Consider the following 23,530-nt stretch of genomic DNA (forward strand, 5'->3'; position numbering starts at 1 on the left):
ATATACTGAATAGATAATTTAAATTACTTTTAAAAAGGATGATGAGGATGAACCTAGATGATATACAAAAATCCTATGGCGTAATTGTAAGTTTAGGAGGATTGTGTCAAGTCACTAACCAAATCAAAAGGCACCATTTAAGAACATTTTCTGGACCTTTAGATTGGTTTTATTATCCATCACTTTCAGATGTAAACAGATTACTTCAAAGTCGGTTTGAAAAATTTATGAAGTTGGAAAATATGGTCATAGAAGGTTCAGAAAGTTACGGTCTTATTGAATCAGAATTTGATAATCAAACTAAATGGGCAGAACGAATTACCTATTGTATAAAGGACACTTATTATAATTGTTTTTCAATGCATGACTTTCCTATTGACTCAGAAAAGAATTGGAAATCAACTTATCCTTCTTTTAAAGCTAAATTAGACACTAGAATTAATCGATTCCTTGAAAAAATAAATAGTAGTGAATCGATTTTATTCATTAGGATTTGGGGAAATCGAGATGAAGCGATTGAATTAAAAAACGTATTATCCGAAATTACAAATAAAGATTTTAATATTCTTATTGTCAATTTTAAGGAGGATATATCTAATATCGTTGAACAAAATTGGGGAATATCAAGGGTTTGTTCAATTGAACTCCCACGTTATCAGGATAGATGGGAAGGTGATGATTCCGATTGGGATTATATTTTAAATAAAATAACATTAACTTAATACTTTCCTTCTTACTTTTAACATGATTTTGCCAGTAAATTAAAATAGGTGTAGAGAAATAAAATTCCCATCTAATTGATACACACTTAATTAATAAACCGTTCATATAATAATTCATAAGTCCTTCTTTATTGAATAAATGGTTCTTTACAAAATTGATTCCATCACTAGAGCACCTTTATACGGTGCTCTTTTTTAAATTTGTAAAATCTACAATTTAATATTTGTTCACTTTTCCTTTAAATAGTTAATTTCCTTCTTAGATTTTTCATTATAAGCTTCTTCAATTCCCTTGTTTCCCCTCCCCTTCTTTTATCTTATAAACAAGCAATTTCTTTCATTAGTATTAAATAAAATAAAGCATTGATTTTAAAATAACCTAATTTACATAAGATTGAGAATAAACTACAGTGCGTATTCTTCACGTTTAATCAGCATTTGAATTATAAATCTAACATATATTTTTTAGTTGATTGTCATTATGGTACAACCGTGTATACATTTATCAAACAAACTACATAGTTTAAATTAGTAAAATATATAGAGAGGAAGGAAATAAATCTATGAAAGTCATAATTTTGTGTGGCGGAAAAGGGCTTCGGATGCAAGGAATTTTAGAGGACATTCCCAAACCATTAGTTCGAGTTCAAGGAAAGCCTCTCCTCTTGCATATAATGAATTGGTATAGAAAATATGGACATTCTGATTTCATTTTGCCCTTAGGATATAAAGGTGAGAAAATTAAAGAATATTTTATGGACTTTAGCTGGAAAGAGAATGACTTTAGTTTGAATTTTAAAACCAGTCAATATACGCTACTTCAGGAATTAGAAAATTGGAATATACATTTTATAGATACAGGAATTGATACAATGACCGGGGCAAGACTAAAAAAACTTGAATCCTTTGTACAGGGTGAAACCTTTTTATTAACTTATGGTGACGGATTAGCTAATATAGATATTGATCAACTAATAGCATTCCATAAAGAAAAAGGAAAAATTGCTACATTAACTGGAATTAAAAAAAATAGTCAATACGGCCTATTGGAGGTCGAAGATGGAATTGCTATTGATTTTAAAGAAAAACCATTACTTGATGAAGTAATTAATGGCGGGTTTTTTGTATTTAACAAAGAAATATTCGATTATTTAAGTAATAATGATGATTGTGTTCTAGAAGAAGATCCTCTTCGAAATTTAATAAAAGACAATGAGCTCGCAGTCTATGAACACAATGACTTTTGGGCTAGTGTCGATACACCTAAAGATTTAAAAACTGTAAATGAAAGTTGGAATCCAAATAAATTTTAGTGGAGAGGACTGAATAAGCATTGAACTCTAATGATAAAAAAATAAGTTTACCTCGATTGTATATCCCCTCTAATGAGAAAATAGTTAACCCACTTTCAACAGGAATTAAAGCTTCAAATCTCTCCAAAAAAAATACTCAAAAAAGACATCCCCAATTCTATAATCAACAACATGATCTAAATAATCATTTCTGCGTCATTGTAGGTAGTGAGTATGTCTTGAAAATTATTGCTTTACAGCAATCACTAATGCAGTACTCAGAAAAATTCACATTGTGGATTTGTTGTATAGATCCTTTTGCATATTCACTATTAAAAGAAATGAGTTTAATTAATGTAAACCTTTTACAAGTTGAAGAATTAGAAGATCGTGAACTAAAAGCAATTAAGAGAAAAAGAAAAGTAAATGAATATTGTTGGACTTTAAAATCTGTCTTGATAGAATATTTATTGGTCAATTATGATTTACCATCTATTCTATATTGTGATGGTGATTTATGCTTTTTCTCTGACCCTAATATTATTTTTGAGGAATGGGGTGACCATTCTATTTTCCTAACCCCCCAAAGAGATCGTGATTGGGTAGAAAAGATGTATGGAAAATATCAGGCCGGTCTAATTGGATTTAAGAATGATCTCTATGGACTAAAAAGTGTAAGATGGTGGAAAAATAAATGTATAGATTGGTGCAGTGCCGAGGCTGAGGAGGGGAAATTTGGAGACCAAAAGTATTTAGATTATATCCCTATATATTTTCCAAAAGTAAAAATTTCAAATAACTTAGGTATAAATGCTGCGCCTTGGAACTGTATATATAATAACGATTATAAAATTGACAAGACTAAAAACGATGTATTTATTGAAAACGACAAACTAGTTGTTTACCATTTTGCATGTATTACTATCTTTACTGAAAATGATTTTGACCTTTGGTCTTTGGGAGAAATTTCAATACCCAATAATATATTAAACCATATTTACACTCCGTATTTAGAGAGAATTCAATTTGTTTTAAAGCAATTAAAGGATAAATTCAATAAAGATACTAAACAATTTTTAAGTAAAAAAGATATAAATAAAGCTCAAACTTTATATAAAGATTCACAATTAAGAAGAAAAATGAATCAATCCAATCATTTTATGAACTTTTCCATGATTATAAGTAAAGAACGATTAATTCAAGGATTGACCTCTTATTATTCCTTAGAAAATTTCAACGCTAAATTTACTGTATGGATCTGTTGTATGGATGATTTAACTTATCAAATATTAGAGAAATTAAAATTAAAGCACGCCATACTAATTCCAGTAAAAGAAATTGAAAATCATGAACTCCTCAGTATAAAAAATGATAGAAGTTTACAAGAATATTGTTGGACATTAAAAGCGCCCCTATGTCTACATGTCCTTAGTCTTTATCCGGAAGTTGATCACATTATATATTGTGATGCTGATATGTATTTCTTTACAGCACCTAATATCATTCTTGATGAGTGGTGGAAATACTCTGTATTCCTTTGCCCTCAAAGAAGCTCTACTGCAATTGAAAGCATACACGGTATATACCAAGCTGGTTTAGTAGGCTTCAAAAACGATCAAAATAGTAAAGAAATTTTAACATGGTGGAAAGATAAATGCCTAGAATATTGTAATAATCATTATGATGTTGAAATGAATAGATGGGGTGACCAAAAATATTTAAATCACATTCCTAACATCTTTTCTAATATAAAAATCATGACTCATAAAGGTATTGATGCAGCACCTTGGAATGTCATTTTAAATAGCAGTTCTATATCTAAAACAGATAATAAAGTTTTTATTGATCAAGATGAATTAATAGCTTTTCATTTTGGAAGTATGCAAATTATTAATCCAAACGAGTTCGATTTATGGAAACAAGAAACTTTAGAATTACCTCCAGCAGTTTTAGATTATATATACATTCCTTATATTGAACAATTGAACAAGACATGTCATACCCTTCATAATACTTTTCAAAAATCTCCCTCCTCTTTATTTGCTGACCAAATTGATACAACAACAATAAAAAATCATTTTAAATACCCCTCCCCTCATCACAATTAAGACTGATACTTTCCTTATTTAAAAATAAATCTATTTATTTCAGCAACTAAAAATACATCTTAATAAAGGATAGATTATCACTATGATTGCTTCATTTAAAAATAAAACTTTCCTTATTACTGGTGGATACGGTTTTATTGGTTCTCACTTGGCACGAAGACTTTTAAATTTACAAGCAAAAATTGTTCTTTTCATAAGAACACCATCAAACTCTTGGAGACTAAAGGATATTCTAAAATATATTGAAACCTATGAAATAGATATACGAGATAAAAAACAAGTACAAGATGCAATAAAGAAAATTAATCCCGATTATATCTTTCACCTGGCAGCCTATGGTGTAAATTCTGCCCATACAGATTACATCCATGCTATAGAAACAAATGTTATAGGGACTTGTAACATTATTCAAGCAGCAAAATTGGTGAATTGTAAAAAAATCATCAATTTTGGGAGTAGTTCTGAATACGGTAACAAGATGGAACCTATTCATGAAAATATGTTACTAACTCCTGTGGATATCTATGGAAGTACCAAAGCTGCTGCTACTATACTCGCCCATCAAATTGCTAGCGAAAACAATATTAATCTTATAACATTAAGACCTTTTGGCATATTCGGAGAAGGCGAAGAGCCGCATAAAATTTTTAGCTATATAATCTTGCGAGTATTACAAAACAAAGATGTAAATTTAACTTTATGTAATCAATTAAGAGATTATTGTTATATAGAAAATGTAATAGATGCCTGTATCCTAGCAGTAGAAAATACTACTGTACAAAATGAAATCTTTAATATTGGGAGCGGCACTATTCACCCCTTGAAACATTATGTAGAATTATTATTCAAACATTTGAAAACCAATTCCAGACCAAATTACGGTGCAATTTCCTCTAGAACAAATGAAAGATGGGTTCCTGAAGCAGATGTGCAAAAAATAAAAAACTCTCTTTCCTGGGAACCTAGAATTAATATTGAAGAAGGAATTATAAAAACTGTTAATTGGTATAAAAATAATAAACATTTATACCTAACCCCCTAAAAATAGGGTACTAAAGGAGGTGGACTAATTGTTAAACCAAAACTTTAATAATGCTTTTTACGGAAAAACAATTTTAATTACTGGACATACTGGTTTTAAAGGTTCTTGGTTATCCCTATGGTTGAATGAATTAGGTGCTACTGTAATCGGATATTCATTAGATCCTAAAAATAAAAATGATAACTTTAACATTACTAACCTTCAAAATAATATAATTGATATTCGTGGAGACATTAGAGATTTTAATAAATTAAATAAGGTTTTTACAGATTATAAACCTGAAATTGTATTCCATTTAGCTGCCCAACCTCTAGTTAAGTATTCATATGAATATCCTAGAGAAACATACGAGGTAAACGTTGTAGGAACTATGAATGTACTAGAGGCAATTCGATTACATGAATCAGCTAAAATAGGAATTATGGTGACAAGTGACAAGTGCTATGAAAATAAAGAATGGCCTTGGGGTTATCGTGAAATTGACCCTATGGGCGGCCATGACATATATAGCTCAAGTAAAGGATGCTGCGAACTTTTAATTTCTTCCTATCGAAATTCTTACTTTTCAGAAGAAAACTTTTCTCAACACAAGAAAATAATTGCAAGCGTTCGAGCTGGTAATGTAATTGGTGGTGGCGATTGGTCAATAGATAGAATTATTCCTGATTGTATACGAGCATTAGAATCAAACAAAAACATTATTATTAGAAACCCTACTGCTATTAGACCCTGGCAACATGTACTAGAACCCTTAAGCGGGTATTTACTCCTTACAGAAAAAATTATAAATAATGGTATCCTTTATTCAGGAGCATGGAACTTCGGGCCATCCCTAAGCAATATTGTTCCAGTAGAAAAATTAGTGACCAGTTTACTAGATATTTGGGGCTGCGGGGATTGGACAGCAGAAAATATAGGTCCAATAAATTTCCATGAAGCAAATTTACTGAATCTTGACATTAGCAAAGCAAAATTCAATCTTAATTGGCAGCCAAAATGGTCCCTACAACAGACTTTAGAAAATACAATAGAATGGTATAAACATTATAATTCTTACACCAGTTCTGAGATGATAAATCTATGTATTAGCCAAATCAAACAATATTGCATGCTTTGAACTACTCCCACATGCTCATACTTGCTGTGAGTTCCTTATGGAGTGAGTCTTCTTAGTTAAATAATAAAAGACACATTAATTTTTATAGTCTAAATTATAAACCTACTATACCTAAAATTATGTGATTGTCCATTAACAAAGATTTTATTTCTTCGGTTATTTCAAATCAACTATTGATATTATATTGAAGAATAAAGGAATCACGTATTTTTCTAGTGATTCCCTTGTTCTGAGAAAATAATGTCTTGCTTTAACGACAATACAGTATATGCGATTATTAATTTATTTGTTCTAGTTATGAAAAAATCTATTCCTGTCAAAAGAGCTTTCTTCAAAGAAAAACTTCCTATTTTTTTCTACTTACCCTACTCGAAAAGTAAATAATGTTATTTTTCAGATGATTATATCTACTATTTATAGAATTACACTGAGCTTTAACAAGTTTATGCTTATATGTTGATTCTCTTATTTATTATCACCAATGTTGATGAATTTATGCATAGCTTATTCTATACACAAATAGCTTTTTGAATTATCTTTTCAGAATAAGTAAAGGAGACTTTCTCTTTTATGCACTTCCCCCTTACCAGTCTTAAATTTCCCTTTAATCAACAATAAGAACAAATCTTCTATAAAACCAAGCCATAAGTAAGATAATTTCCCTATTAAAAATAATGAGGTATTCTGTTTCACCTTTTTACATTATCTAAATAAGGACTTGTAGGAATTCTTACAAGTTCTTTTTTTGTTTTCTTTATTCTCTTCTTATTTACACACACAAGATTTATATATTTGTTTGTAATACATACTATAGTATCTGATAAACAATTTAAAAAGTAATATGTAATTGATCCGTTTTAAGAAAAGGAAATTTCATAAATCTTCAATCACAGTTTCTTAGTTCACCTAATAGAACGTATAAAGACTCATATCATCTTTTGATAATTTTTGGATGTTTTATTCTAAGTACATTCGACAATAATTGATTATTTTATGAATTTTCTTGAAAAAGTTGTAAAATCATACTATTTTTTCTTCTATTTTGCTATGATAGTTACAATTAAATTGGATTAGGATATTTCTATAAGATGGGGGCGTATATTATGAGTGTCTCAGTAAAAGGAAATGAGCAGTTAACCTCTCTATTAAACGACTGGTATCGATCTATGCTATCTCAACAAGTTATAAAAGCTACTAATCTAAAAAAGAAAATTGATGAAAAAATCAGCAAATTAAGTACTGAGCCAAATCAAGAACATCAAGATCAAAATTTGTTACTATATTATTCACTACTTGAATTCCGTTATAATGTCTTAACAGATAGCCTTGGTATCCAACAAAATAGCTTTGATGCCATTAGTGACTATGATATGCCTACAGACCATTTTCTACGCTTCTATTATCACTTTTTTAAATCCATTCATTCCACTTTTATATCAAATTTTACTGAGGCAGAGGAACATTATAAACTGGCAGAAAAGATATTAGTAGACATACCAGATGAAATTGAACACGCTGAATTCTACTATAGAATTGCTACTTTTTATCACCATACCTATAACATGCTTGCTTCTATCGAATACGCAAATAAATCGAGAGTAATCTTTTCAAAATATGAAGGTTATGAAGTAAAAACAGCCTTTTGTAATAGTTTGTTAGGTGGTTGCTGCATCTATTTAAAACAGTACGAACAAGCAGAAGAATATCTACATTGTGCAATTGATTTACTACAAAAAAATAGGGAAGAAGATTCCTTGTTATACGTAAAAAATACTATGGGGTGGCTGTATTCTGATCAAAGTATGTCTACTTTAGCCATTCGTCACCTTTCAGAAGTAACAGAGAAAATCCCTACACACTTCAAGGCCATCTTCCTACAAGCTAAGGAACATTATAAGTTAGGAGAACAATCAACGGCCAGCCAACTCATTGATAAGGGACTACAAATTTGCAGAGAAATTCATAACGAAGAATACACACACCACTTCTCTATTTTAAAAAGATTAAACGAAAATATTCCATTGGAAGAATTAGAAAAAATCATTCAAGAAGGAATCTTATACTTTGAGGAAGAAGAATTATGGGAATATGTTGTCGAATACGCTGAATTATTTGCCACAAAATGTAGACAATTAGAGAACTACCAAAAGGTAAGTGACTATTTCCATATTTGTTATCAGGCAAGACAAAAATCAATCGCAAAAGGAGTGTTAAAATAATGAAAAAAATTAGCTTATTATTATCAGGCATTGCTTTTATTGGGGTATTAACGGTGGGAATTTTTCAGTTTTCTAAAACAAATCAGCTTGCTACTCATGGTCATTATCCTACTCCTTCATATAGTGTTGGTGGTGCACCACAACAAATTTAATGTAAATGTATTTAAAAACCCTCCAAATGGAGGGTTTTTAAATGGCTTATCTGCCTGTTCAATACGTGTAGAGAGTACGTATTATACTTATATACTATGTTATAAGATTTTTCATTTCCACTCTGTAACAAGATTCTAGCATTCTCTCCTAGAATCTCAACTTAAATCTTAAATCCACCAATTAACTCTTGAAGTTCTTCCGCCATCTGTGCTAATTGTATTGCTGAAGAATTTATCTCTTCCATAGAAGCATGTTGTTCCTCAGATGAACCAGCTATCGTTTGCATACTTGAAGAATTCTCTTTTACAGCCATAGCTATTTGATCAATCGATGTATCAACTTTCATTGCATCAGTTGTCATTTTATTTGATAGTTCTACCATACCATGTACTTTTGATACAATTTCATTTGCAGATTTTGAAATCTCATAAAAACTTTGTTTTGTATCATTCGCAACCTTAATTCCCGACTGTACTTCTACTCCTACTTCATTCATAGCTTTTACAGTCTCATGTACGTCTGCTTGTATTTCCTTAATTAAACTTCCAATTTCCATCGAAGAATCGGATGATTGCTCTGCTAGCTTCCTAACTTCATCGGCAACAATTGCAAATCCTCGCCCCTGTTCTCCTGCTCTAGCTGCTTCAATTGCTGCATTTAATGCTAATAAATTTGTTTGTTCCGCAATATTTTGAATCGCTTCTAATATACTTCCAATTTGTTGCGATTTCTTATCTAATAATTTTATTACATTATCGGATTGAGAAACAGAGTGATGGATAGACTGCATTTGTGTTACAGTTTGTTCTACTAATTGTTCACCTTCATTGGCTTTTTGTTTTGTGTATATGGATGAAGCCGATACTTCAGATGCATTCTCAGCTACATATTGAATATTTCGTGTTACCTCACCAATTAATTCAGCTCCAGACTCAACTTCATTATTTTGAACCTCTGCACTATTCGAGATCTCTTCCATCTCTTTTGTAATTTGTTCCGTCGCAACGCTTGCTTGTTCTACACTAGCAGTTAGTTCCTCAGAAGACGCAGCTACATGTCCTGCAGATGTGTTAATTTGAGAAATAATATTACGTAACGACTCTGCCATTGTATTGAAACTACCGCCTAATTGACCAAGTTCATCCTTTGAACGAATATCTATTTTCTCGGTTAAATCTCCCTGACTAATTCTTTGGGCCGAAATAACTAATTGTCTTAGTGGATTAATAATAGATCTAAGTATGAATAAAATTACAATTCCACCTAACAATAATGAAGCCCCTATTATAGTGAGCGTTTTATAAAAAATAGGATTGGTAGCTTCTTCAATTTCTTTCGTAGGCATTACGCCAGCTATTTTCCAACCTGTTTTTTTGTTTGTTTTAAAGCTTATGTTTCGATCTTCCCCGTTAAGGCTATAAGTAATTACGTCATCTTCTTTTTTGTACAGTTCATCCGCTAAAGTTTTCTCTAATTTCTCTCCTGGCTTTAGTGATGGATGAATAACTATTGTTTTATCTTGACTGACTATAGATACAAATCCTTGCTTTCCAATTTTAATCATTTTGGATGTTTTTACTATATCTTTAATATTCAAATCTACGCCAATGACACCACTTTTATCTGCATTTTGCTTTGCAATTGCTATTACCATATTTCCTGTAGCCTTTGATTTATATGGAGATGAAACAATGATCTCTCCATTTGCTTTTACTGCATCCTTATACCAACTGCTTTCTAACGGATTAAACCCTTCTGGTATTTTTCCAACAGGTGCATGAATAAATTGATTGTTACTGGATGCCGTATAAATCGTTTCTATCTCTGGATGTAACTGTATATATTGATCAAATTTACTCTGTACATTTTGCGATTGTTCAGGATTATAATCCCTTTGTGTGAGTACCTTTGCAAAATGAGAGACATCTGTTTGCTTATTTTCTAATTCATCATCAACAATCTTATCTAAAATACTTATATTATCTTGTGCTGATTGTAAAATTGTTTCATTAAGATCTGTTTTTGCTTTATTATAAGATGATATTCCTACGATAAGGCTTGGTATAATTAATATTGCAATAAATGCCATAGACAACTTCGTTTTAAGCTTTATTTGTCCCAATCTTTCTTTTATATTAAACACTAGATACTTCTCCCTTTCACTTTTACTACTGATATAGTTTATTTAAATTTTTCTCCTTTATTTTTTCTACATATATTTACAGTACCATTCGAAATGAAACCCCTATTAAATCCTATCATCTCAACTTCCTTATTTAACGATTTAAATTTCACAGGCAGCGTTTTATCTATCCTCCTTTCGAATATGTTATCTTTCCATATTCAGCAATTCTAAAACTACGAATTGTTCCCAATAAAATGGATGAAACATACCCTTCATTTAACAGATATTATTTGACCTTGATTGGATAAAAATTTTAATTTAGCGCTATTCAAATCGGATGAAGTCTTTACCATAATAAATTCTCTAAAAAATAACTACATAAATTTATTCTTTGTATGATTATGTTTAACAGCCTTTGAACCATTCTAAATGCATCACACTATTCATGAATCATTTACTACGGCCGATTTTGTTGTAAGAGATAACTAAACCATAAATTCTATATAAAAGAATAAAATAAATTGGAGAAATTCATTGTAACACGTATACATAAGTAATAGATATAAAATCCGATAATATATTATTACCTTATAATAAATAAATAATTCAGTATAAACTGTATTTTATTTCTATAGAAGAATCTTTCCCTATATGCAATATTACATATAATCTACCTTATGTAGTTTGTTATACTATGCATGTGGATTTTTCATCCAAAAATCCACCCAAACGCATATTTATGTATATGCCACCCTAATTGATGAAAGTGAGAAGAATGTTTATCATTTTTCTCACTTTTTTATTTAGGCTCTGTTAATATTGATTATTGATAAAAAGTATTAAATAAGGGAAGACACCTTAGAGTTGGTGCTTCCCTTATTTGTTGATTATTCAAATCTAAAATAGGTATTTTCTAAACCTATTCTTTGCTTTAATGTTCTGCCCAAAGCATAATTATTTGGTAATTCTTTTTCAATGGCACAAATAATATAACCTGCTTTTCCTGTTGTTAAATTAGTTAGTTGTAAGTATTTAGTGTTGTCGTAGATATAAGAAATAATATATTCATAGAAATTATTTTCTTTATCTTCTCTATTCATACCAACATTGTACAACCTAACTCTTGCTCCTACCCAAATTTCCTCATCATCATCAACATTACTTAAAGGTATCCATTTCGAGTTATCCAATATTTCACCCTTTTCTTAATTCATTCGTTTATACACGAATGTTGCTAGACACAAACTATCATAAGCATCCGTCATTTCATTGATTAGACGACCACCGACAGAGAAAAAAGACTCAACATAGCTTTTTACCCATTGAAACACTTGCTCTTTTAGTTATTTTTACATTTTGAATCTACGAAAATGAATTCCCTTATAAAAACTCTAACAGAGAATCTTCCTTCCAAATTTCACCTAGGAAATTATTTGTTTTCCAAAAAACCTACCAACATCTTTATCAACTCATTTTAGAATATTTAAACAATAATTCCATATACATTACCTGCATAAATTATTCATTTTCTTTTATATAAGACCTACTTTTTACTTTTGATAGACTATTAGACATTGGATTATTATACATAAATCCCAAAAACATGCGGTATTTTGTAGAATTTTGTCTATCAATATGTATGTACACCCTTTTGTAGTGGATATAGACTGTGAGGTGTAAGGAGATACCTTACAAAATAATAAAAAGGAGATTATAGAATGAGTAGATTAACAAAATTCTCAAAGTTAGTATTTGCAACTTTAATCGCGGGAAGTAGTCTAAGCACCTTTGTTTCGTCACACAGTGTACAAGCTGACACCTTAGATCCTAATTACCAAGACAATGTAAAATTCATACCACCTTCTAGTGCTAGGCCAACATTGGAACAAAAAAACACTATTGTTCCAGAAGCAAAAGTTGTTAAAAACCATTATGTAAAGTACTCTAAAGCACATTTCCAAACTAAAGAAAGTATACCAAAAGAGATTTATTATTCTTCAGAAGGCTTTAAGGGCTATATACAGGCAAGTACCGTTTGGGATATGGGAGATCATTTCGCAACACTATATTCCGGAACCGTTATTCGATGTTAGACTTTTAATCCATTCTCCCCTAATGCTTAAAATGATTAATAGCTCACTGCCAATACTGTAATATCTATTGTTCATAAAATAAACCACAAAATCTTTCGATTTCATGGTTTATCAAATATAAAGATAATGCTAAACGAATACTCTAACATTACCTTCCCCAAAGTTAATTATAGAGTATTTTCAAAAAAAAGACACTCTTGTAGTGTCTTTTTTATAGTATTTTAAAAAGAATTCCACCTACTAACACCTTTTTGTTGCGCCTATTCGTTTATTTCAATATGATACTTTTCCATCTCGTATATGCAATAGACAATAATAGCTAAACTCCAACTGACACTATAATAATTATGTGTGTAGAAGTCATATCCCGCTTTAATACCTTTCTCTATTACAACTAATGTAAATCCTAAAGCCACCCATCTGTTAATTTTCATCTTTATAAACGTTAAAGAGATAATTATTAAAAATAAAATATTTGTAAGATGATTTATCATTAGCTCATATTTTTGAATGTATACTGCCATTATACAAGCAACGATATTAGTCGCAATGCCAAAGGCAATCACCGCTCCCCAAACCCTGTCCGAAAGTCCCACTCCTGAGTCAGTCCCCTCCTAAACAAATATCCATTTCTTTAATTCATTCCTACACCCTATTCAAGATATGCTAAATTATCCTTGTCTGATGAATATCTACTTATCTTTTCATATAGAGCAAACAAAATTTCTACTCATAATTTTTTCTTTATTAGACAAACTATGTCTAAGCCGTTTGAACTAGCGGCTTCAATCTTCTGGTAATGGGATAGCACAATTTATTGAATTGACTAACTCATTCAACCCACTGGCACCGGCAGGCAACAAAATAGTTGTCTGCCATTTTCATGTATACTTTTTCTAATTTCATTTCGAACCAAGTGTGTGCTGTACTGATTTCAAAAGGACAGAATTTCATTTTTTAAAATGTAAAAAAGATAAGGTCCTGTCTACTTTTGGTATAGGACTTTTTCTTTTCACACATACTATTCTTGAACCTGTTTCCAATACGTGTCCTAATGATGTCTTGAGTTCCTCCTAAAAAGGGCTGCAGATACTACTGCATGCCCTTTTATTTACGTTGCTTCTCTATATTGAATAAAATAATTAAAAACTAAAAATGTAATATTACATATTTTTTCTGTTCAGATTATGTTAGGATTTACTTCGTAGTCGAATTATGGTTTCGTATCTAATTCAGCAATATGTGAACTGTTTACCTAAAGAAAAGACACCCAAAAGGTGTCTTTTCTTCTTTTAATCTAAAAAACATTTTTTCTTTTCAGTAAGATCCAATTATCCCTCTAACCTAAACCTCATAATTAAAGGCAATTTAATCATGGTACTCAAGAGTTTTCATCCATTTCAATATACCTATAGCTTAATTTAAAATCACATTTCCAGCACTATATTTACTTTCCTACAGATTTTCTGTCTTGTTCTTAATTCTGTCAAAATCCTCATGTAGCTATACAAAGAATATATGCTACTATGATATTAAGAAACTATGCGTTCCCTTAACCCTGTATCCGGCCCTGTATTTATTACAGGGTCTTTGTCTATTTTATTTAATACACATCCAATTTCAGTTAAAATTGTTTAAATGTTAATTAATTTTTGAAATGATATAACTATAAGCTCTTTTAACAAATAAAATATAATATTAGACATATTTAACCAACTTGGGGCTATTATTAGTTTTCTAAATATGTACTTCATTAACACCATACAAATAGTATTAACTATCTTAATTGAATATTAGTAATAGTAAGTATAAACATTATCAATTTACTACATCTTACATTTATGTAAAAATAAATACGTGTTAAGCTTTTTCAAAATCTTTCCCCTAATAAAGATTTGAAGTAGCATTTCATGATTCTCCTTACTGTTAATATGCCTTGAAAAAGAACCCTATAGGGTTCTTTTTCTTCTCATTATAACCTCAGTAAGTCCATGCAAAAAGGACTGCTAATTATTTGCAGCCCTTTTACACGTTAATATACACTTGTATTACATGCTTAAAACTTTATTGTATTAGGTATTTATACCAACTAAACATGCCATTATCATTTAGATATATAACACTTCAAAGTTTAGAAGTATACAATAACAAATCTTTCCCAGCTTCCAGCTACATAACTAGTAGCTGTTAATTCTCTACCACCATTTGCTGATATATATCTACCATTACTTAGTGCTTGTAATACATATATCCTATTGTCTCCACCATTATATAAGATAAACTTTTCCCATGCACCAATTGATGTACGATCTGCTACTACTCTACCATTTGGCTCAAACGAAACATACTTCCCATTACTTTTAGCTTTTAAAGCGTACGTATATAATTCCCCAGTCGAAATTAATTCGAATTTCTCCCATCCATTAACTGCATTACGATTTGCTATTATATTTCCCGAAGGCTCAGCCGAAACATATTGTAAATTTGCTGCCTGTATAGCAACTGTCCAACTTCCATTAAATAAATTTACGCCTTTTAGTGAACCTGCTTTTGATAGATTGGCTGCCGATACATCATTCGATGGTGTAATCATCAATATCATTAAAACCATCGACAACACCATTAAAACTAACCTTTTTGAGATTGTATTACCACTTGCACGTGTTATGAAACTTTTCATTCTCATTCCTCCCTTAATATACATAGAACTCATATATATATCATACCAAATATGTAAAATATTGTAACGAAAGAGAGGATTTATCAACAAATACCTTACTATTCTGTTTCTTTTTTCTCAAATCTATAACACTTAAACATTTATCAATTCTCAAGCACATTTTTAAAATTTACCCCCTGATAAACAAATGTAGCAGTTGATGGCAAGGAGAGTATATACAAAAGAGAGAGTATTTTCATTTCACTTTTCTTTAAATAAAAGCCAAATAGTCGTTCATAATGAACGACTATTTGCATCTAACTAATAATTAGAAGGTTCTTCATGTTAATCTATTTTGTTTAATCCCGTTGAAGTAACTTGATAGGTTCTTTTTTTGCCTATATATTCTTGTTTATTATTCTCAAGGTTAATAAGTGTAGCGCGTGTCTTTTCCTTTACTGCTTCCCCTTCCATATGGGTAATCTCAATGTAATCTCCCGCTTTTACGGGCACCTTTTGGATTTCAGCAGTTTGTTGTCTATTTCCTACTATTTCCTTATTATACACAACACTACCGGTCGAATTCTTTACTGTAATACTTGCATACGTATTATTAAAGTAAGAATGTGGTACGCCTGCTTCTAAATTCACCTGCATTTTCTCTGTTGTCCTATTATAATCAACTTTTGCGATTTCTCTATCACTATATCCTTTTAAAGACCACCCAAAATGATTTCCATCTAAAACCGTTGTTTCTGGCATTTTTTCTACTTTCTTCAAGCCTTCTTTTGTAACTTCGTACATGACTTTTTTTCCAAAACTTTCTTGTTTACTATTATCTACATTTGTAAGAGTAGCTCTATGTACACCTTCTAGATGTGTTAACTCTATATAATCCCCTACTTTGACTGGAAATTTTTGCGATTCAGCATTTTGCTGTTTGTTTCCATAAATCTCTTTGTTATAGACCACTTTTCCTGATGTGTTTTGTACTTTAATACTCGCATACGTTTCATTAAAATAATGATGCGGTACGCCTGCTTTTAAGGCGATTTGCATTTCTTCTGTCGACTTATTAAAATTAACTTTTGCAAACTCGAAATCACTAATTCCTTTTAGTGACCATGCAAATTGATTTCCATCTAAAATTGTAGCTTCGGGCATTTTTTCTGCTTTCTTCAGACCTTCCTTTGTAACTTGGTATATTGCTTTTTTTCCAAAGCTTTCTTGTTTACTATTACCTACATTTGTTAAAGTAGCTCTATGAATACCTTCTAGATGTGTTAATTCAATATAGTCTCCTACTTTGACTGGAACTCTTTGCGATTCAGCATTTTGTTGTTTGTTTCCATAAATGTCTTTATTGTATACTACTTTTCCTGATGCATTTTGTACTTTAATACTCGCATACGTTTCATTAAAATAATGATGCGGTACGCCTGCTTTTAAGTCGATTTGCATTTCTTCTGTTGACTTATTGAAATTAATTTTTGCAAACTCGAAATCACTAATTCCTTTTAGTGACCATGCAAACTGGTTTCCTTCTAAAATACTAGAAGAGTCCGGTATATCTGAATTAAAACCTAAGTTATCTAATATAGATTTTAGATCAGGTAAAACACCTATTCTATCATTCCACGGATCTTGAGATTTTGTTCCTGTATTCGGATTACTTAAGATATTTCTTAATTCGGCTGGTGTATAAGGAGAACCTCGATGTTCTTTAGCAATACCTTGAATCGAAGTTGCTGCTCCAGCAATAATTGGTGAAGCACTTGATGTTCCACTAAATGTTGATGTATATAAATTTGTAGTATTTTGACTTGGATTTGCTGATGTTGTATCAACATTTTCTCCCCATCCATATACATCTAATCGACTTCCATAATTTGAAAACCATAAACGTTTATGTGGAACAGTTGATGATCCCGCCCCAACCATAATAGCACCTGAATCCTTGAAGTCTGGACTATTTCGATTTAAGATCTTTTTTCCATTACGATCTTTAAAATTATCTAAGTCGTTTGAACCATTTGCGCCAGCTTCTATAATAATAATCCCTTTATCTGCACCAACACGAATTGCATCAAAAATATCTGGATGTACTTCTACAGGTAAATATTTATCCCCATACCCATCATACGAAGCTTGTGCCTCTAATAAAAGAATATCTCCCGCTTGTAAATTATGTACAGCACTTAAAATAGCATCCGCTGTATTATAAATTCCATTGTCCCTAATCTGGGATATTACTTTTACATTTGCTTTTGGTACAATTCCAATATTTCCAATTTGATTATCTTCAGATGAAACAATTCCTAATACAGAAGTACCATGAGCTCTATGCTGGCTTATATTTTGTCCCGACATAAGCTTTATATTTTTATTAACTAGATCCTCATGGTTCAATAACCATCCATATTCCATATCCACAAAAGTTGTACCCTTTCCGTCACCACCTTTAATGCTCCAAGCATGCGAGGCATTAATTCCCTTTGGTGCCGCTTCAAGATATCCTTGATTTGTAAATCTAGGATCATCGTACGGATTAACAGATAAATTTGGTAACTGTATTTCAGGAGGTGTCAAAATTTGTTTTTCTTGTATATAAGCCTCCTCTACGAGAGGAGATGCTTCAAATTTTTTCAGTAATAATTCTATTTCTATGTTATTAGGAGCTTGTACAATATAATAATTTAATAAATTATTAGCTGATTCATTAGCAACTGATTTAGATTGTACTGATAACTTTTCAATCTCTATCGGATTTACAGATGAGAACAGACGATTCAAAGTAAGTTCTGTATTTTCGGAAAATAACTTCTTTAAATTGTTATCATAATCCCCATTTTTTATTCGTTTCTCAATACCATCTTCATAAGGTAAGTCAATTTGATTTTTAAACTTTACAACTAATCTTTCTTCCTGTGAATCTCTTTCTTTGTATGTGACATTATAAGATTCAGCGTAAACTTTATTATGAATACTATCATTTTGTAAAATTAGATCTGTTCCTACAAATGTGGTCATTGCAATTGATGAAATTAGAAACCCTTTAAATATGTTCATACTATACCCGCCGATCTATATTCTCTTGAGAATTTTTTAATGCGTATAATGGTTAAGATTTTTATATAATATATAAATCTATAATTTAACTTTTGTAGTGAAATCTATGACTTTATTAATAATCCCATAGAGGTAACCTGATATATTCTTTTCTTTCCCATATACTCCTGCTTACTATTCTCAAGATTAGTAAGTGTGGCGCGTGTCTTTTCCTTTTGTGTTTCTCCCTCTATATGAGTAAACTCAATACAATCTCCTACTTTGACTGAAACGGTTTGGCTCTCAGCATCTTGTTGTCTATTCCCTATAATTTCTTTATTGTACAAAATATTACCAGATAAATTCTGGACTTTAATGCTTGCATACGTATTACTAAAATAAGAATGGGGTATACCCGCTTCTAATTTAAGCTGCATTTTTTCTGTTGCTTTGTTATATTCTATTTTCGCGATTTCTCGATCATTATATCCCTTTAATGACCAAGCGAATTGATTTCCATCTAAAACCGTTGTTTCTGGCATTTTCTCTACTTTCTTCAAGCCTTCTTTTGTAACTTGATATCTTGCTGTTTTTCCAATGGTTTCATTTTTGTTATTTTCAAGGTTAATTAAAGTTGCTCGCGTTTTTTCCTTTGCTACTTCTCCTTCTATATGGGTAAATTCAATGTAATCCCCTACCTTGACGGGCACAGTTTGGCTTTCAGCATTTTGTTGTTTATTTCCCACGATTTCCTTATTGTACAGAACGTTACCAGAAGAATTCTGGACCTTAATACTAGCATACGTACTAGCAAAATAGGAATGTGGTACACCTGCTTCTAGTTTTACCTTCATCTCTTCTACCGTTTTATCATAATCTACTTTTGCAATTTCTCTATTACTATATCCTTTTAATGACCACGCAAACTTGTTTCCTTCTAAAATTGTTGCTTCTGGCATCTTTTCTACTTTCTTCAGGCCTTCCTTTGTAACTTCGTACATGACTTTTTTTCCAAAGCTCTCTTGTTTACTATTATCTACATTTGTAAGAGTGGCTCTATGTACACCTTCTAGATGTGTTAACTCTATATAATCGCCTACTTTGACTGGAACTTTTTGCGATTCAGCATTTTGCTGTTTGTTTCCATAAATATCTTTATTGTATACTACTTTCCCTGTTGCATTTTGCACTTTAATACTTGCATATGTACTATCAAAGTAGTCATGTGGTACACCTGCTTTTAGATCAATTTGCATTTCTTCTGTTGATTTATTTAAATTTACTTTCGCAAATTCAAAATCTCCAATCCCTTTCAGCGACCATGCAAATTCATTACCTTCAAACATGTTTGGAGATTCATTTTTGATTTGTACCTTTTTCTCAACAGTTTGATCAAATATATCCGTTAATACAATTTTTGCATAAGCATTTGTTGGTAATGATATAGATTGACTGATTCCATTTTGATAAGATTTAATATCATTAATTACGTTAATAGGTTGGCCCGTCATATTTTCATTGTTATAAATTTCAATTTTCCCCTTAAATTGCGGTGTACTATTTTCTTTTAGTTTCCAAGATACATTTAATTTTTCATTTTCATAATATATAGATTGGATATCAAAATCTAGTTTTCCTATTTCAGGTTGAGTAGGTTGATTTAGCGTGAATATTTTTCCTGACCCAATAGTAGACTGCGTATTACCTCCTGCTTTGACCCATACATATTCTGAAGTAGATCCTCCATCATATTGATAAGTATTATCATGCGTTCCAGAAATACTTTGATTATTCCAAGAACTCCATTGTTTATCAACTAATTTTCGGCTATAACCATTTTTTAGGCGCGCTTCTCGAACATTCTGTCCACTATCAGCCCAGTCTTCTTGAAACATTCCTAATCCATGATTAAATGCAACATTAGCAACCGGAAAGTCCATAATTGCAATCTGATGCCATTTATTCTTTGTTACATCTTTCATCCATTGTCCAAATTTAGTATGACCATTTTCTTGCCATGAACGCATTGTCATTGTGTACCAATTGTAGTCTTTCCAACCATAAGTTGTTTGAACCTTCATTCCTGTTCCTTCTCCCCCAAAGGGTCCAGCTTGCGAATTAGGAGATAAGTATTCGGCCTTTATTGCTTCTTTAGAGGAAATTGGATCCCATAAGGCAAAATGTAAAGTACGTTTTCCATTTTCATCAAACCCACTTTGTTGTTGAAAACCAGCATATCCTCCAGCTTCACCACCTGCATTCCAGTTGTGTACAGCCCAGTACGTATAAGGTGGAGTCTGAACTGGTGACCAGTCTATACTAATAATATCTGAGGCAGGTATATTTTGGGGACTCACATAAACTGCTGGAGCAGCTGAATGTGTTGCAGCTTTAGTGTGCGAAATAGACGTTCCAAACATAGAAAACATGCTACATGCTGCGGTCATTATAATAACTTTATTAAATCTTTTCTTCGTTTTCTGACTAATCACTAATCTACATCCTTTTCTAATTTTTATTATTGAATAATAACTTAGTAGAGAAATCTATCAAAATTCAAACAACATCCAGTAATCTTTAAAATACTGCCCCAATTTTATGTTGTTCTATCTTCACATCTGATTCTTACATGTTATTTGATTGTAAGTGGTTTCCATAAAGATAACGCAAATATCCAATTCGGGTCACCATTTCCTTGATGATTTTGAACCGCTTCATACACCGTCCCTTGATGTTCTACTTTATCGCCCTTTGTATATGCCTTCTTTGGATCCCATTTTTCATAAGATACATTTTGATCTTTGGTTTTTACCGGAAGAATTTCACTTTGAATTGATGTATTTCCAGCTGCATCTACAGCCTTCACTGCATATTTATATTCCTTATTAGCTGTTAAGTTTTGATCAATAAATGTCGTTCCTTGTACGGTTTGAATCAATTGTCCATCACGTAATACCTGATATTCTTTTACACCTATATTATCTGTAGAAGGATTCCATTTTAGCTCTACACTGTTAGAAGTAAGATTGTTTGCATATAATCCTTGTGGCTGTGTGGGAGCTTCTGTATCTGGTTTCGGATTAACAATTTGATTTACTTTTTTCAGGCCATCCTTTGTAACTTCATACATTACTTTTTTATCAAGACTTTCACGTTTATTATTATCTAAATTTATTAATGTTGCCCTCTCTCCGCCTTCTAAATGTGTAAGCTCAATAAAATCGCCGGTCTTTACTGAAACTTTTTGTGTTCCAGCATTTTGCTGTTTATTCCCATAAAACTCCTTGTTATATACTACTTTACCTGATGTGTTTTGCACTTTAATACTTGCATATGTACTATCAAAGTAGTTATGTGGTACACCTGCTTTTAGATCAATTTGCATTTCTTCTGTTGATTTATTTAAATTTACTTTTGCGAATTCAAAATCTCCAATCCCTTTCAGCGACCATGCAAACTGGTTTCCTTCTAAAATATTATTTACATCAGGCATATCTGGTTTAATTGGATTAGAATCCGTACCCTTCCAAATCTCTGCTGTTAAAATTGGATATCCTAATGCAGCTACCTTTTGAATGGTATCGTTATTTGGACGTAATCCCCACTTCTCAAAGAAAGGAATCAAATTTTGTTTGGCTACTTTTGATGCTGAAATCATAAATAATTGTTTTTTATTTTCATCAGTTTGTGGAAGTTCACTTGAAGGCATGTCTCTATACAATTGATGCAATTTAGGATAAAAATCCTCTCCATACGCTAACTGTAGTTGCCAAAGCATAACAAGCTTTACAAAAACATCGCTAATTTCATCATAATTTTTATTCACTTGTTCTAAATATTGAAATGCTTTTGGATAAATTCCACTTTTCTCTAAGTTGGATGGTTGATTAAATGCTTTTTCTACAGAAAGGCTGTATATATTATTTTGTACTTCTGTCATATTATAAAACTTCCAGGGCGATTGTTGTCTCAAATGTCCTGCCTCATGCCAAGGGCCCCAGCCATCTGTTATAAATTTATTAATATCTAACACGTATTGGATTGCATCTCCTACATATGCTGTTCGATAAGAAGTTGCATACATATAATAATCAGGAGAATGATTTTCTTCTACGTAATGAACATAATGTTTATCTACTTGTTCTTCAGATAATCCAGCTACTTTGTCTTGAATTCGAGTAGCTTCATCCATCTTTTTTAAGAGTTGTACAGGATCTGTATTAGAACCCAACAAATATTTCTTAACACGTGCAGGGCTGGCCGTAATTAATACACGTTCGCCTTTTAACTCCACTGCATGTGCATTAGGATATTGGTCCAGCATGTTTATTAAATCTTGTTTCGTATGCTTTCCTAGTTCAAAGAAAGGCGTAGTCGTTCCACCTGTTGTGATTGTTGTTCGAATGGTACTACCTTGCTGTTTATTATAAAAATAAATCAGCCCCCCATTTGGAGATTGGATTGTGTTTACACCAGGTTTTAATGTAAATGATTTTATCTTAGAATCTTCTCTCCAAGAAGCATCATACGAATACGTTCCAATATATACCTGAATATCTTGATTACCTTCTACATTAATCGTTATTTGTTCATTTGGTTTTGCATATAAACCAGTTGGTTCATATGGACTAAATGCCATACTTTTTCTTTCCTGTTGTTTTAGTACCTCAACATCTCCTTTTCCTGGGACTGTAAATGTTATATTTTCTGATTTAACTGACTTTTCACTTTGCAGTGATGTCGATAAATTTTTTTGCTGCTCCTTTTGCTCCGCAAAGACATCTGATGAAGAAATCATTCCAGTCGCAAGCATAGTTACTGTAGCAGTAGCTGCAAGTATTTTTCTAGTTTTATGTTTTGAATTATTCCCCATATTATCTCCCTCATTTTTCCTTAGTACTCTTAAGGATTTTTTGTTTTCTTCTTCATGTTTTTACAATCTAAACTATTCA

16 protein-coding genes and 1 pseudogene are annotated in these 23,530 nt (G+C 31.4%); 8 read left to right on the plus strand and 9 right to left on the minus strand.

All coding sequences use genetic code 11. From position 1 onward, the window contains the following. Positions 1-47 precede the first annotated feature (47 nt). From MHH27_RS17890 to MHH27_RS17920, 7 genes are all read left to right on the plus strand, one after another. Positions 48-722, plus strand: coding sequence for a papain-like cysteine peptidase (locus tag MHH27_RS17890; RefSeq protein ID WP_016512478.1), 675 nt, complete (start codon positions 48-50; stop codon positions 720-722). Between the two features lie 563 nt (positions 723-1,285). Continuing rightward, positions 1,286-2,035: a sugar phosphate nucleotidyltransferase gene (locus MHH27_RS17895; protein ID WP_000864429.1), complete on the plus strand. Its 750-nt coding sequence runs from the start codon at positions 1,286-1,288 to the stop codon at positions 2,033-2,035. A 20-nt stretch (positions 2,036-2,055) separates the two neighbouring features. Continuing rightward, on the plus strand, positions 2,056-4,122 hold the full coding sequence (locus MHH27_RS17900; RefSeq protein ID WP_001087519.1) for a hypothetical protein: 2,067 nt from the start codon (positions 2,056-2,058) through the stop codon (positions 4,120-4,122). An 82-nt stretch (positions 4,123-4,204) separates the two neighbouring features. Beyond that, complete coding sequence (locus MHH27_RS17905) at positions 4,205-5,164, plus strand: NAD-dependent epimerase/dehydratase family protein (protein ID WP_000561952.1); 960 nt, start codon at positions 4,205-4,207, stop codon at positions 5,162-5,164. Between the two features lie 28 nt (positions 5,165-5,192). Next, positions 5,193-6,281 (plus strand): CDP-glucose 4,6-dehydratase, encoded by a 1,089-nt coding sequence (gene rfbG / locus MHH27_RS17910; RefSeq protein WP_000934344.1) that lies wholly within the window; start codon positions 5,193-5,195, stop codon positions 6,279-6,281. 1,103 nt (positions 6,282-7,384) lie between these two features. After that, entirely contained in the window at positions 7,385-8,500 is a 1,116-nt protein-coding gene (locus MHH27_RS17915; protein WP_016512475.1) for a Rap family tetratricopeptide repeat protein, read from the plus strand. Then, on the plus strand, positions 8,500-8,652 hold the full coding sequence (locus MHH27_RS17920) for a hypothetical protein (protein WP_000724110.1): 153 nt from the start codon (positions 8,500-8,502) through the stop codon (positions 8,650-8,652). Before MHH27_RS17915 ends, MHH27_RS17920 begins: the two co-directional genes overlap by 1 nt. A gap of 161 nt (positions 8,653-8,813) precedes the next feature. On the opposite strand, the gene MHH27_RS32055 is transcribed toward MHH27_RS17920, so the two are convergent. The 4 genes and pseudogenes from MHH27_RS32055 to MHH27_RS17935 all read right to left on the minus strand — a co-directional run bounded on the left by MHH27_RS32055 (position 8,814) and on the right by MHH27_RS17935 (position 12,109). Continuing rightward, a complete protein-coding gene (locus MHH27_RS32055) occupies positions 8,814-9,761 on the minus strand; it encodes a methyl-accepting chemotaxis protein (protein WP_438825349.1) in 948 nt (315 codons plus the stop codon). Continuing rightward, positions 9,756-10,742: pseudogene (locus MHH27_RS32060) on the minus strand (HAMP domain-containing protein); the annotation flags it as partial. The gene MHH27_RS32055 and the pseudogene MHH27_RS32060, both read right to left, overlap by 6 nt. A 923-nt stretch (positions 10,743-11,665) precedes the next feature. Continuing rightward, positions 11,666-11,950: a hypothetical protein gene (locus MHH27_RS17930; protein WP_090977645.1), complete on the minus strand. Its 285-nt coding sequence runs from the start codon at positions 11,948-11,950 to the stop codon at positions 11,666-11,668. 33 nt (positions 11,951-11,983) lie between these two features. Continuing rightward, on the minus strand, positions 11,984-12,109 hold the full coding sequence (locus MHH27_RS17935) for a hypothetical protein (RefSeq protein ID WP_002026153.1): 126 nt from the start codon (positions 12,107-12,109) through the stop codon (positions 11,984-11,986). 387 nt (positions 12,110-12,496) lie between these two features. Here MHH27_RS17935 and MHH27_RS17940 point away from each other — a divergent pair, with 387 nt between their 5' ends. Continuing rightward, positions 12,497-12,871, plus strand: coding sequence for a hypothetical protein (locus MHH27_RS17940; RefSeq protein ID WP_000088962.1), 375 nt, complete (start codon positions 12,497-12,499; stop codon positions 12,869-12,871). A 260-nt stretch (positions 12,872-13,131) separates the two neighbouring features. Here the strand turns inward: MHH27_RS17940 and MHH27_RS17945 are convergent, their stop codons facing one another. The 5 genes from MHH27_RS17945 to MHH27_RS17965 form a co-directional block, all read right to left on the minus strand. Further along, positions 13,132-13,467 carry a hypothetical protein gene (locus tag MHH27_RS17945; protein ID WP_000524431.1) on the minus strand — a complete coding sequence of 112 codons (336 nt, stop codon included), beginning with the start codon at positions 13,465-13,467 and terminating at the stop codon, positions 13,132-13,134. 1,535 nt (positions 13,468-15,002) lie between these two features. Beyond that, the gene (locus tag MHH27_RS17950) at positions 15,003-15,551 is read right to left on the minus strand and encodes a fascin domain-containing protein (RefSeq protein WP_000834557.1); all 549 of its coding nucleotides are present in this window, start codon (positions 15,549-15,551) and stop codon (positions 15,003-15,005) included. 324 nt (positions 15,552-15,875) lie between these two features. Beyond that, positions 15,876-18,599 carry a putative mucin/carbohydrate-binding domain-containing protein gene (locus MHH27_RS17955; RefSeq protein WP_090977458.1) on the minus strand — a complete coding sequence of 908 codons (2,724 nt, stop codon included), beginning with the start codon at positions 18,597-18,599 and terminating at the stop codon, positions 15,876-15,878. A gap of 104 nt (positions 18,600-18,703) precedes the next feature. Next, positions 18,704-21,070: a putative mucin/carbohydrate-binding domain-containing protein gene (locus MHH27_RS17960; RefSeq protein WP_340943591.1), complete on the minus strand. Its 2,367-nt coding sequence runs from the start codon at positions 21,068-21,070 to the stop codon at positions 18,704-18,706. A 140-nt stretch (positions 21,071-21,210) separates the two neighbouring features. Then, positions 21,211-23,451, minus strand: a complete 2,241-nt coding sequence (locus tag MHH27_RS17965) for a M60 family metallopeptidase (protein ID WP_340943596.1) — start codon at positions 23,449-23,451, stop codon at positions 21,211-21,213. Between the last annotated feature and the right edge of the window lie 79 nt (positions 23,452-23,530).

The sequence above is a fragment of the Bacillus sp. FSL L8-0152 genome, from assembly GCF_038006365.1.
GTDB lineage: Bacteria > Bacillota > Bacilli > Bacillales > Bacillaceae_G > Bacillus_A > Bacillus_A cereus.

Excerpts from the sequence above, each read along its gene's own strand:
- MHH27_RS32055 (WP_438825349.1), bottom strand. The coding sequence starts at position 9,761 with ATGGCAGAGTCGTTACGTAATATTATTTCTCAAATTAACACATCTGCA.
- MHH27_RS17950 (WP_000834557.1), bottom strand. The coding sequence starts at position 15,551 with ATGAAAAGTTTCATAACACGTGCAAGTGGTAATACAATCTCAAAAAGG.
- MHH27_RS17965 (WP_340943596.1), bottom strand. The coding sequence starts at position 23,451 with ATGGGGAATAATTCAAAACATAAAACTAGAAAAATACTTGCAGCTACT.
- MHH27_RS17895 (WP_000864429.1), top strand. The coding sequence starts at position 1,286 with ATGAAAGTCATAATTTTGTGTGGCGGAAAAGGGCTTCGGATGCAAGGA.
- MHH27_RS17955 (WP_090977458.1), bottom strand. The coding sequence starts at position 18,599 with ATGAACATATTTAAAGGGTTTCTAATTTCATCAATTGCAATGACCACA.
- MHH27_RS17905 (WP_000561952.1), top strand. The coding sequence starts at position 4,205 with ATGATTGCTTCATTTAAAAATAAAACTTTCCTTATTACTGGTGGATAC.
- MHH27_RS17940 (WP_000088962.1), top strand. The coding sequence starts at position 12,497 with ATGAGTAGATTAACAAAATTCTCAAAGTTAGTATTTGCAACTTTAATC.
- MHH27_RS17890 (WP_016512478.1), top strand. The coding sequence starts at position 48 with ATGAACCTAGATGATATACAAAAATCCTATGGCGTAATTGTAAGTTTA.
- MHH27_RS17920 (WP_000724110.1), top strand. The coding sequence starts at position 8,500 with ATGAAAAAAATTAGCTTATTATTATCAGGCATTGCTTTTATTGGGGTA.
- MHH27_RS17915 (WP_016512475.1), top strand. The coding sequence starts at position 7,385 with ATGAGTGTCTCAGTAAAAGGAAATGAGCAGTTAACCTCTCTATTAAAC.